We start from the raw sequence: 11,940 nt of genomic DNA, 5'->3' as shown, positions 1-11,940 counted from the left end.
CATGCGCGAGAAACTCAAGTCGTGCGGCTACCACGTCGTCATGATGGCACTTGCTCTGCTGTGGCTTATTCCGCTGCTGTGGACGCTGGTGATCTCTCTGAGTTCGAACTCGTCATTGAAGACGAACTCGCAGATTCTTGTGCCCACAGAACCCACCCTGTCGAACTATGCCGATGTATTCCGAACTGGCTTGGCAGGTCGATGGTTCCTGAACTCGATGATCGTCTCGATCACGGCCACAGTCATTACGGTGATCATCTGCGCCGCTGCCGGTTATGCATTCGCAAAGCTTCCCTTCCCGGGGCGAACCATTGTGTACGGACTGACCTTGGCCGGAATGATGGTTCCCAAAGAAGCGATGTTCGTTCCCCTCTTCATGATGTTTTCCGAGGCCGGGCTGGCGAATTCCTATATTGCGCTGATTTTCCCCCGGGTTGCCTTCCCATTGGGCGTGTTCATCATGACTCAGTTCTTCTCGCAGGTGCCCAGTGAAATGGAGGAAGCCGCGCAGGTTGATGGGGCTTCACCCGTGAGGATTTTCTTCTCCATCATGGTGCCCCTTGCGCGGCCGGCTCTGATCGCGCTTGCGACCTTCTCCTTCGTACAAACCTGGAATGACTACCTGTGGCCATTGGTCTCGGCGACAAAGCCCGAAATGTTCACGGTAACGACCGGTTTGGCCTCCCTGCAGGGAACCTTCGCGCAATCGACGGAATTGGGCTCGCTTATGGCCCGAGGAATTGTCGGTGCGGCACCCCTGCTCATTGTCTTCCTGCTGCTTCAGAAGTATCTGATCCGAGGAATCTCACTATCCAGTGGTGATAAGTAGGCATCGCCACCTGCGCCACACGCCTGATCGTCACTGTCGGGAAAGGGAAACCCGGCCTCGGCAATGAGGATCTTACTCACACGAAAACTCACTATTCACCACACAACGAAAGGCATGACAATGCGACAAGGACGCGCACTGACACGTCACGCGGGAATCGGTGCATGCGCACTGGCGACGACCGCGCTATTTGTACTCACCGGATGTGGAGTGAACTCCGCCTCCTCCTCGAAGACTGTTGATGGAACGGCAATTGCTTCCGTCAGCGATGACGACCTCAAGGGAACCACCATCACCATGGCTCGCTTCTTCGGCGACTGCCAGGAAAAGACCGATGGTGTCACCGACCTGTCCAAGGCCAACAGTGAATGCACAGCCATCTCGATCCTCACCAACAAGTTCAATGCAGAGAACAAGTGGGGAATCAAGGTTGAGCGTATGGGCGGCGCCTCGTGGCACAGCTACTACGACTCGCTCAATGCTGCTCTGGCCTCGTCGGATCGCCCCGACGTGGCAATCATGCACGGCTCCAACCTGCCCGACTATGCTGCCAAGGGCCTGCTCATGGAGGTGCCCGATGGAGTGGGCATCGACCTGTCCGGCTCGACGAAGCCGGCTTTGGATGCCGTGACCTACAAGGACAAGAAGTGGGGCGTTCCCTTCGACACCCACGCCATCATTAGTCACCTGAATATGGATATCCTCTCCCAGGCCGGATTGGTCGGTGAGGATGGCACCTACAAGCTTCCGACTTCGCCCGATGAGCTCCTTGCTCACGCCAAGGCCGTGAAGGAAAAGACCGGAAAGAACTACATCGATATCGCCCTGTCGAAGGACCCCATGGGTGAGCGCTTGTGGATGACTTTGGTCCAGCAGCAGGGCTCGGACATCATTTCCGCGGACGGAACCAAGGCAAATATGAACTCGGCCGAGGCGAAGACCTCGCTGGAATTCATTAATACCCTGGTTAAGGAAGGTTACACGACCGTTAACCACGACTACGATGCCTCGGTTCAGGGCTTCCTGCGCGGCGAGTCGGCCGTCATGTACAACGGTGTGTGGTCGGTCAACCAGTTCACCGCTGAAGCTCCCTTCAAGTACGAGACCAGCGATGCGCTCATGCTCTTCAAGGACAAGGCAACCTGGGCGAACTCCCACGTGTGGACCGTCCCCGTTTCGGCCAAGCCCGATGCGAAGAAGTATCGCGCAGCCTTCGAGTTTGCGAAGTTCCTCAATGAGCACACCGGCGACTGGGCGATCGCAACGGGTCACATGCCTTCAACTCAGAAGGCTCTGGATTCTAGCGAGTACCTCAATGCTCCGCACCGCTCGCAGTACCTGAAGACCGCGACGACCTACGCTCGTATGGCTCCGCGCGTCGAGGCATGGCCGAAGATCGCAGACCAGATCCAGGAGCAGATTGAGGCCACCTGGCTGAACGGAGCTGCAGTTGATACGACTCTGGACAAGCTGCAGGAAACTGCTAGCTCTTCACTGAAGTAGGAGTGTTTATCAAATTTCCCTACGGGGTACTTCGTTGAGGGGCCTCTTGCTGCTCCCTCAACGGTGACAGCCGCTTGTTAGCGCGAGACCATGATTCGATTCCAGTGGGGTCAGGGGCCGACACGTGAATAAACGCCAGTGATGTGTCGGAAAGAGTGCGCGCTGAGATATCGCGAAAGTTCGCGCTAGTTGCGAGAAAGCGGCTGAATAATCGGGACGGGAACGTGTTCTATGTGAATGCGTTCCCGTCCCTTTTCTTTGCTATGCGTTCAAAGCAGGTTGCTCCTTCATACGGTTTATCAAATCGTTATCATTGGTGGTCAGAACAGGTTTTGGTGTCGATTGTGCTTTGGTACCATGACTTCTAACCGATGAACTTAACCGGTTTTTCCCGTCGGCAATCGATCGCAGCGGATCGGGCGCCGCCTGTGACTCTTGGAATCCCACATGGGCCACATTGGTACTTTGCGTACCCACAACTACACACAAATCGACAGGGCGAAGGAGCTCCTGGCAGATGTCGACACATAAGAATAAGAGGCGCCTTGTTGCCATTGGCGCACTGACCGCCGCTAGCGCGTTGATAATCCCCGCTGCATTCGCTGCAGACTCCTATCCACCTCAGGGTGATTCTGCGGTCGCAAGTGCACAGCCCGTAGTCTCGGGCTACCGCGTTCAAGACCTGCGTGACTGGACCCCCGAATCTGACCCGTTTGCAAGTCAGCTTCGTGCAACCGTCCCACTCCAGCCTCGAATTGATCGAAATCCTGACACCCAGGTGAAGCCAGAACTGGATGGGAAATCCGAAATCATGCTCATGCAGGGCGACTACGGAAATTCCTTCTTCGGCTCAACAACCTTTAACAACACTTTCACCGACCATACTTTGAACTTCTGGCAGTACACGGACTACTGGTCACCGTGGCACGGCGGTGCTTCCTTGGGGGTTCCGCAGGCAATCTACAATCCAGCAACCTCGGATTGGCGTAACCGCGGATTTGAGTTCGGTGTTCTTACCCTGCCCAGTCCCGAATACACCAATGCCGCACACCGCAATGGTGTGAAGTCGATTGCGATCTTGTACTTCGACCCCTCATTCCGCCCGGGTCTGACCTTCACCGAGATGTTCGATAAAGATCCGAACTCCCAGGGCTACCTCATCGCCAAGAAACTGGTTGATATGGCCAAGTACTACGGTTTCGACGGCTATTTCCTCAACCAAGAAGAATGGGGGGACGACGAGGAATTCAAGCCCTTCATGTCCTACCTGACCAGCCAGGGTTTGTGGACTCAGTGGTACGACACGAACTCTTCCTTTAATGAATCCAAGGCCGCGTGGCTGCGCGACGATGAACACGGGCGTATTCACTCCTCGGTCTTCGTCAACTACGGAAACAACGGCAAGCGAATGAACAGCTGGGCGCTTGCGAATGGATACGACCCCTACAAGGAAGTATTCGCCGGAATCGAAGCCAACCAGACCGGTTTTCGCTCGAGTGGTGGGGTCGACCAAGGCTACGCCTCGAAAGAAAATCACTCCCCGCTGACCTCGATTGCTCTCTTTACTCCCTCGGATCACTACCAACGCGGTCTGGATGACAATATTCAGGAAATCACCGGCCGCAGCGATTCGGCTCGTCCTTTCATGCAGCAACAGCCCTATCAGTGGATGATTGCCCAGCGTGAACGCATGTACTTTTCTGGAATGAAGCAGGACGTCACTCAGACCGGCTCCGCCAACGGGCAGCCCAATCCTGCCGTAGGCGTGAAGGGCAGTGGATGGGTTGGAGTCGCAGACTTTGCCCCGGCTCGAAGCGTCATTCAGGGAAGCAATTTCTGGACGAATTTCTCGACCGGTAAAGGGATGCGTTCCTACACGAAGGGTGCTGTTAGCAATACTTCCGAGTGGTCGGATATGGGAGCTCAATCCATTTTGCCCTCGTGGCAGTGGTGGATTACAGGCCAGGGTGGGGCAACCCTGAAGGCTGATTTCGACTACGGCGAAGAACCCCGAGTTGATCTGCAGGGTAAAGAGGTGGCTCTGCCGTATTCGCCAGTTGGCGCCTACCAGGGAGGAAACTCTCTTGTCCTCTACGGTCAAGCGCAGCAAGCGCAGACCATTCGCCTGTACAAGACGAACCTGGACGTGAAGGAGAACTCGACCGCTGAAGTTGTGTGGCGCGCAAAGGATGCGTCAACGAAGGCTCGCCTGGCACTGGTCTTTGCCGACAAGCCGGGGGAAGTTGTCACTCTCTCCTTGGGTACGGCCTCGACAGATGGATGGAAGGATTCGCTTGTTGATCTTTCTGACTTCCAGGGTCGAACAATTGCAACGATGGGCCTGCAGGTTGAGGGAAGCGGAGATGTGCAGGTGAACGTCGGCAAACTTGCTGTCAGCGATGAGTCCTCCACACCCGCGATCCCCGCTGGATTTAGGATCGACGAGCTGACCACCGATGGTGAGATGAACGTTTCGTGGCAGAAGGCAGACTTTGCCTCCGTCGATTCCTACATTCTCGAGGCCGTGGATGCCTCAGGCAATGTGCGTCATCTTGCTCAGGCCTATGGGGATTCGCGCTACGTCAAGAAGGTTGATCTTGAGGGCAGCTATATGCTCCGACTTCGAGCAGTGGGCAAGGACGGATCGATTTCACAGCCTGCCGAACTGGTCGTTAATCGCTCAGCCCTTCCCAGTGAATTGACCTATGCAACTGCGAAGGATGCCAACGGCAACTTCACTCAAGCAGCGACCTCGGGACAGGTCGAACTGTCGTGGAAGGCACCAGCTTCTGGGACACCCACCGGATACAAGGTTCGTCTTGAAACTTTGTACGCGGGCGAGGACAACCCCTACCACGGATACGCCGAATACACGGTCGGTCCAGAAGATACTTCGGTATCTCTGCCCGCTCCCGCAGAAGGCTTGATGTTCCGAGCAACGGTTCAACCCTTGGGTGTCGATACCGGTGCGATTTCAGCTCTGGCATTGCGCGGACGTTACAACGATTCATACTCGCGACCGATGGGACGACAGGACTTTGTCGGACTAGACGGTGCAAAGTACAAGCTGGTTAACCCAACGACAAAGGACTGGCAGAAGATCAATGCGATGGGTGACCAAAGCTGGACCGCTACCCGCGGTAAGAACAACCGTTCCGACTGGGGTAACCGGGATGAGAACGGCCAGCTCAAGCGCACGCGTCCTCTGGGGACCCACGGTGCAACCTACTCGATTACCGACTACGCGGGTAACACCTCGGGACAAGTGGTTGTGAAGGCAAAAGACGGGGCAATGGGAATCGTTGACCGTGCGGCACCCGAGCTGTGGGCCAGCCCGTGGAACGATCAAGAGATCGCCGCGGGTGCGTCAATGAAGAATATCGTTGCGACTGCTCGCGATAACTTCTCGACCGTTACTTTGTCGGCCAAACTGGTGGATCCGGATGGACCCGAAGGCAATTCTGTGGCAATTCCGACCACGGGCGAGGGGCCAAAGGCCTTGAATGACCCGATGCTTCTGCCCGATACCAATGAGCCGAGCGATGAACCCACCACTGAGCCCACCGCTGCGCCCACCCACGGTCCTAATGATGGTTGGGATGACGATGATGAGCCAATCTTCGATTGGGGAGCTCGCTCTGCGAATACACGGAATAACCACTCAATGGATCGCGCAGCTTCTGATTCGGGAGTGACCGCCTCGGGTCTCTCGCTTGATTTGGCCAGCGGAACCATTTCGGGAACCCCGACGTGGAGCGGGACTCGAGAACTGGTTCTCACTGCAACGGATGAATCGGGCAACGCTTCGACAATGAGCCTGATGCTGACGGTGAATGGGGGAGCGGTTACGCCGACTCCTACGCCCACGACTGAGCCCTCTGCTGAGCCGACAGTAGCACCTACGGTTACGCCAACAGCTGCGCCGTCAACGCAGCCCAGTGCTCAGCCCTCGACTGAACCAAGTGCTCAACCCACCGCGGAGCCTTCGGCCCAGCCGCAGCCCTCCGAGGAACCCAGCTCTGCTCCTTCTGCGTCAGTGAGCCCCTCGGCCTCGCCAACTGCCGAGGCCACCGCTGAGCCCAGCGCTCAGCCCACTGCCCAGCCAAGCCAGCCCAGCGAGCAACCCACGACGCAACCTCAGCCTTCCGCCTCGGCCTCGTCCGATAGCGACCAGGGCAACGGCCAGGGAAGCACCCAGGGTAACCAGGCTGGAAATGGTGGAAATACGGGGATTGGTATTGGGAATGTGCCGAATGATCCCCAGGGCAATGCCCCCGGAACAAACGGCCAGCAACCCGGCAAGGATCAGGCGAGCCAAGCCGGGAATGATCAGGGTAAGTCAGCGATGACGAACCCGAAGAACAGCGCGAGCAAGAAGGCGGGCTCGTCTCTCGCTGGCACCGGTGTCACTGTCGCGGTGATTGGTGCGATTGCACTGATCCTGGTGATGACCGGTGGGACTCTCACCGCTTTGCGTCGCAAGCGCGAGGAAAGGTGAGCGGCTCTTCTAAGTATTGAGAAGAGCTTTGTGCCCGGGTTGGAAACCGCATCCGCTGCATACGCGGTTTCCAACCCGGGCACAATTCCGTCCGGTATGGATTTCCCGGCGTCGTCTACTTAGCTGAAAAGTTTTTCCAAGTCAGGTGTCCACGGCTTTTGGGGGAGTGCGCGCAGTTTCTCAACATCCATTGATTCAAGAAGCTGCGAGGCCGAGTGAACCCCTTCAACACCCATCGAGCGGGCTAAAACCTCAATGATTTGGGCAATAGTTACCCCGCGCTTGGCAAGTTCCTCGATGGTTACCGCACCATCGCGCTTAGCGAGCCGCGCTCCCGATTGCGCTAAAACCAGGGGGACGTGCGCGTAGGTGACTTCCGGGTAGCCGAGCAATCGTGCAAGGACAGCTTGGCCGGGGGACTGGGATAAGAGATCATCTCCACGAACGACCTGATCGACGCCTTGGAATGCATCATCGATGACGACCGCAAGGTTATATGCCGGTGCCCCATCAGAACGCTGGATGACAAAGTGGTCGACAGGACCCGTGTACTGGCCAAAATATTCGTCATGTACCGTCCACTCCGATACGGGAGCTTTCAACCGCAGAGCAGGACGGCGTCCCTCGGCCGCGAATTCTTCGCGCTTTCGGGTGATCTCAGATGCGCTCAGGTGCAGGCAAGTCCCGGGGTAATGGCCAGGGGGAACGTGCGGTGCGGATGCAGCTTCACGGATGTCTTTGCGCGAGCAGAAGCATTCGAATGCATACCCGTTACGCAGCAGCGTTTTGACAGCTTCATCGTGGAACTTAGCGCGAGAAGACTGAATCAGAACCTCGCCATCCCAATCAATTCCCAGCGCCTTCAATTCGTCAATCTGACGTTGCGCGGAGCCGGAACGCACCCGGTCGATATCTTCAATCCTCAAAACGAAACGTCGGCCGGTGAGCCGCGCCCACATCCACGCGAGCAACGCAGTACGGAGATTGCCCAAGTGGAGGTCGCCGCTGGGGGAGGGAGCGAAACGTCCGGCGCCTTGGGCGTGCGTAGGCTGGCCTTCCTCGATTGTGATTTCCGAGGCCGAGTCCGCATGCGAAGAAGCTGAGTTTTCCGCTCCATCGTGTGCCTGAGATGTCAAGGTCGACGCAAATGCCATACCCCCAGACTAACCTTGGATGCATGGAGACACGAGCGCATCTGAATGGTGATGAGCAGGACGTCGGTGTATCGATGCATCATCACCTGAGCTGGCTCACGCGCGTTCCCTCGTGGTTGTGTGTTGCTTTCGGAGCTTTCCTTGGCACAGCAATTCGTGCGGGATTGGATCTTGCAGCTACGGGTAGCGGGAAACTTACGGTTTTTTCTTGGTCCACGGTGGCCGTAAATCTTTGTGGGGCTTTCTTTCTTGGTTTTGTCACTGCGTGGGCACAGGGCTATTTCCACGAGGACGCTGTGCGAAGAAAAGTCATGCTTGTCGCCGGAAGTGGCTTCGCCGGCGCTTTGACCACATACGCCACCATGGTCATGGCCAGTGTCCATAATGCGCTCCAAGCAATGACAGCAGTCCCCGCTGCCGGGGGTGAGCTTTCCGGAGTTGTCTCTTCTCCGTTTAGTGCTGCGGTGGTGTCCTCCTTGCCTCTGCTTATCGAGGGAATGCTCGCAAGCCTTGTATTGCTTGTAGTTGGGATTGGGTTTGCTGCTTTGGGGTACTTGCTCGCCTCGAATGAGGGGCCAGGGCCTCGGGGGGAAAAGAAGTGACCCCACTGCTCTTCCTTCTCGTGTGCGTTTTCGGTTCCCTGGGTGCGCTCTCTCGCTGGCAGCTGGATCTTTATCTCAAAAAGTGTCGAGCAAAGCGAACACCCCAGTGGGGGATCGGTGTGGTAAATCTACTGGGATGTGCATGCGCTGGTGCGCTCGCGGGGTTTCTTGCCCCTAACGCCCCTGTATTCTTCCTGCTCTCAACGGGATTTTTAGGCGGATTTACAACCTTTTCCACCGCCGTTCTGGACGCGGTGATGCTTCTGAGTCATCGTCGGTATTTGTCTGCCGCCGGTCTTGTTATTGGCGTCTGGTTGGGGGGAAGCGTCCTGGCTATCTGCGCATTTCTTCTCACGTCCAGTTTCGCAATGTGAGGTTGTGTAACGAAAAATTTGGACACTCCGGCACCGCCTCATAGTCTGAAGGTGCATGGAAGGAGGACCCAGTGATTGATCTGATCGACGTCTCGAAGATCTATCCCGTGAAGGGAAGTGATGATGTCGTTGCCCTTGACCACGTGAATCTGCACGTTGAAGCAGGAAGCATTCACGGAATCGTGGGCCAATCGGGTGCCGGTAAGTCAACGCTCATTCGCTGTCTGACGGCTCTGGAAAAACCCACTTCTGGGTCGATCATCGTTGATGACATTGATCTGTCGCAGCTTCGTGGGCGCGAGCTGCGCCAAGCGCGACGCAAGATCGGCATGGTCTTCCAAGCAGCTAACCTTTTCGATGCCAAGACCGCGGGAGAAAATATCGCATTCCCGCTGAAAGTCGCCGCGAAGAAAGAATTCACCCGCGAGCAACGCAAAGGACGCGTTCGTGAACTTCTTGCGCTAGTCGGCCTCGAGCACCGTGGCGGTGCCTACCCCTCAGAGCTTTCCGGTGGCCAGCGCCAACGCGTCGGTATTGCGCGTGCGCTTTCAGATACCCCTCGAGTCTTGCTCTGTGATGAGCCAACCTCAGCCCTTGACCCCGAATCAACCCGCGCGATTTTGTCGCTGCTGCGTCAGGTGCGCGATGAAACCGGCGTCACTATCGTCATCATCACCCATGAAATGTCGGTCGTCCGCGAAATCTGTGATTCCGTAACACTTCTGAAAGATGGAGGAATTGTCCAGAGTGGAACAATCGAAGAAGTTCTGGCTGACCCGGGTTCGCCTCTGGCAAAGGAATTGGTTCCTGCGCCCAGTGTTGACGAACTAGATGTCACCGACTTCAATCGTGAGCTGACCGCCCGTGAAATCGCTGCACAGAGCAGCTCAGCGGAGGCCAAAACCTCAGCCAAAGCCTCAGCCCAGCCCTGGGAATCTGGAAATATCCTTCTGGACGTGATCTTCACGTCGCATCCGGGTGTTCCCACTGGCTCGAATATGCTCAACCTTGCCGCAAAGCTTGGCGCGGATGTGACCGCAGGGACCTTCGAATCGATGGGTTCTGTCCAAGTTGGTCGCCTGGCTCTGGCGATCCCCGCAGCCGAGCGTTCTTCGATTATTGAGCAGATTCGCGCCCAGGGCGCGCATGTGGAGGTGAGGTCGCTGTGAACCTTTCGGCTCTTTCAACAGCTTTGACGCTGCTTCCACTGGGTAAAGGTGACCCGACGTGGGGAGACAACCCCGCACTCACCCAGCAGTTCTTCCCGGCAATCTGGGAGACCCTGCTCATGGTCTTCTTCGGCACTCTCTTTACCGTGCTCATCGGCCTTCCTTTGGGTCTGCTGCTTGTCCAGACCTCGAAGACGGGACTCACTCCTAACAAGGCCATCAACCAGATCGTTGGTTTGATTGTCAATGTTGGCCGCTCTTTCCCCTTCCTTATCCTCATCATCGTGCTGCTTCCGGTGACCAGGTTCGTCATGCGCAGTGCAATCACGTGGCAGGGAGCGACCTTCCCCTTGGTGATCGGTGCGATTCCGTTCTTTGCTCGCCTGGTGGAAACCAACCTGCTTTCCGTCGAAAACGGTAAGGTCGAGGCCGCCCTCATGGCTGGGGCCTCAAACCGCCGGATCCGTTGGAGCATTTTGGTTCGCGAGGCCTTGCCCGGCATCATCCAGTCCGTGACGGTTTTGGCGATTACCCTGGTGGGCTACTCGGCAATGATGGGCGTTGTTGGTGCGGGCGGCCTCGGAAAGATGGCGATCGACTACGGGTATCACCGTTTCCAGACGGACACGATGATCTGCTCGGTCGTTGCGATCATCATCATCGTTCAGTTAATTCAAATGATTGGCGACATGCTCAGCCGGCTGGTGGATCACCGCTGAGCATCCACCAGCCGGGTCGCGAACTCTGCTTGGTAACTAAGAAAATTCGCGGGATGATCCCGGGCCACTCAGGTCCCCCCGCTTGTAGGAAATAGACAATCAAAGGAATTACTCTCATGCGTCACTCTCGTTCTCTTCGTACTCTTGCTGGTCTTGGCGTTGCAGCAGCACTGGTTCTCTCGGCCTGCTCCAGCGGTTCCACGGGCTCTTCATCATCTTCGAACGGTGCAACCACCATCACCGTTGCTGCCAGCCCCTCGCCTCACGCGAAGATCCTCAAGTACATCCAGGACAACCTGGCAAAGGACGCGGGAATCAACATCAACATCAAGGAATTCACCGACTACGATCTGCCCAACCGCGCGCTGGATCAGGGTGAAGTTGATGCCACCTACCACCAGACCGTTCCCTATTTGGAGAAGGCTGAGCAGCAGTTCAACTACGACTTCACTCCCGGTAAGGGCATCCACCTCGAGCCCCTGGCTATCTACTCCTCCAAGCACAAGTCTCTGGATGAGCTTCCCGAAAAGGGCGGAATCATTGGCGTGATCTCCGATGTCACCAACCAGGAGCGCGCACTTCGCCTTCTTGCTGCGAACGGTTTTGTTGAGATCCCCGCAAGCGGTGACGTCAATGTTTACACCGTCAAGAAGCTGAAGAACTTCGACTTCAAGGAAATTGACGGACCCGTTCTGGTCTCTAACCTGGGCGAGACTGACTACTCGGTGATCAACGGTAACTTCGCACAGGAAGGTGGCCTGGCGCCCTCGCGCGATGGTCTGGCTGTCGAGTCCCCCGAAAACAACCCTTCGGTGAATGTCCTCGTGTGGAAGACCAGTGTTTCAGGCGATAAGGCCGAGGCAGTGAAGAAGCTGGATGAGCTTTTGCACTCTGACCAGGTGAAGAAGTACATCGAGGACACCTGGAAGGATGGCTCGGTAATTCCGGCCTTCTGATCAAGGCTTCTTGCGATTTAACTGATCGTTACTTTGATGTGGGGGGCGCGGCCAAGCCGCGCCCCCCACACGCATGTCCCACACGCATAAAGGTGGCCACGTCCCTTTGGACGTGGCCACCTTGAGTTTGAGGAAT

The 11,940-nt window shown here is 56.6% G+C and carries 9 protein-coding genes; 8 read left to right on the top strand and 1 reads right to left on the bottom strand.

The genetic code is table 11. The annotated features are described in order from the left end of the window. The first annotated feature begins 1 nt into the window (after position 1). The 3 genes from HGAS_RS03965 (at position 2) to HGAS_RS03955 (ending at position 6,830) form a co-directional block, all read left to right on the top strand. A complete protein-coding gene (locus tag HGAS_RS03965) occupies positions 2-829 on the top strand; it encodes a carbohydrate ABC transporter permease (RefSeq protein ID WP_009407866.1) in 828 nt (275 codons plus the stop codon). Between the two features lie 120 nt (positions 830-949). Continuing rightward, positions 950-2,332, top strand: a complete 1,383-nt coding sequence (locus HGAS_RS03960; protein WP_019126580.1) for an extracellular solute-binding protein — start codon at positions 950-952, stop codon at positions 2,330-2,332. Between the two features lie 517 nt (positions 2,333-2,849). Beyond that, positions 2,850-6,830 carry an endo-beta-N-acetylglucosaminidase gene (locus HGAS_RS03955; RefSeq protein WP_019126579.1) on the top strand — a complete coding sequence of 1,327 codons (3,981 nt, stop codon included), beginning with the start codon at positions 2,850-2,852 and terminating at the stop codon, positions 6,828-6,830. 119 nt (positions 6,831-6,949) lie between these two features. On the opposite strand, the gene gluQRS is transcribed toward HGAS_RS03955, so the two are convergent. Continuing rightward, the gene (gluQRS, locus tag HGAS_RS03950; protein WP_019126578.1) at positions 6,950-7,984 is read right to left on the bottom strand and encodes a tRNA glutamyl-Q(34) synthetase GluQRS; all 1,035 of its coding nucleotides are present in this window, start codon (positions 7,982-7,984) and stop codon (positions 6,950-6,952) included. Between the two features lie 23 nt (positions 7,985-8,007). Here gluQRS and HGAS_RS03945 point away from each other — a divergent pair, with 23 nt between their 5' ends. The 5 genes from HGAS_RS03945 (at position 8,008) to HGAS_RS03925 (ending at position 11,804) form a co-directional block, all read left to right on the top strand. Further along, entirely contained in the window at positions 8,008-8,586 is a 579-nt protein-coding gene (locus HGAS_RS03945) for a fluoride efflux transporter FluC (protein WP_019126577.1), read from the top strand. Beyond that, on the top strand, positions 8,583-8,960 hold the full coding sequence (locus tag HGAS_RS03940) for a fluoride efflux transporter FluC (protein ID WP_019126576.1): 378 nt from the start codon (positions 8,583-8,585) through the stop codon (positions 8,958-8,960). The genes HGAS_RS03945 and HGAS_RS03940 overlap by 4 nt, the downstream gene beginning before the upstream one ends. Before the next feature lie 71 nt (positions 8,961-9,031). Continuing rightward, on the top strand, positions 9,032-10,129 hold the full coding sequence (locus tag HGAS_RS03935) for a methionine ABC transporter ATP-binding protein (RefSeq protein ID WP_019126575.1): 1,098 nt from the start codon (positions 9,032-9,034) through the stop codon (positions 10,127-10,129). Then, positions 10,126-10,848 carry a methionine ABC transporter permease gene (locus HGAS_RS03930; RefSeq protein WP_019126574.1) on the top strand — a complete coding sequence of 241 codons (723 nt, stop codon included), beginning with the start codon at positions 10,126-10,128 and terminating at the stop codon, positions 10,846-10,848. Before HGAS_RS03935 ends, HGAS_RS03930 begins: the two co-directional genes overlap by 4 nt. A 116-nt stretch (positions 10,849-10,964) precedes the next feature. Further along, on the top strand, positions 10,965-11,804 hold the full coding sequence (locus HGAS_RS03925; RefSeq protein WP_019126573.1) for a MetQ/NlpA family ABC transporter substrate-binding protein: 840 nt from the start codon (positions 10,965-10,967) through the stop codon (positions 11,802-11,804). Positions 11,805-11,940: the final 136 nt, after the last annotated feature.

Source organism: Actinomyces sp. ph3, from assembly GCF_000308055.1.
GTDB lineage: Bacteria > Actinomycetota > Actinomycetes > Actinomycetales > Actinomycetaceae > Pauljensenia.
Note: the sequence above shows the minus strand (reverse complement) of the source record. Positions and strands in the feature narration are given on the sequence as shown.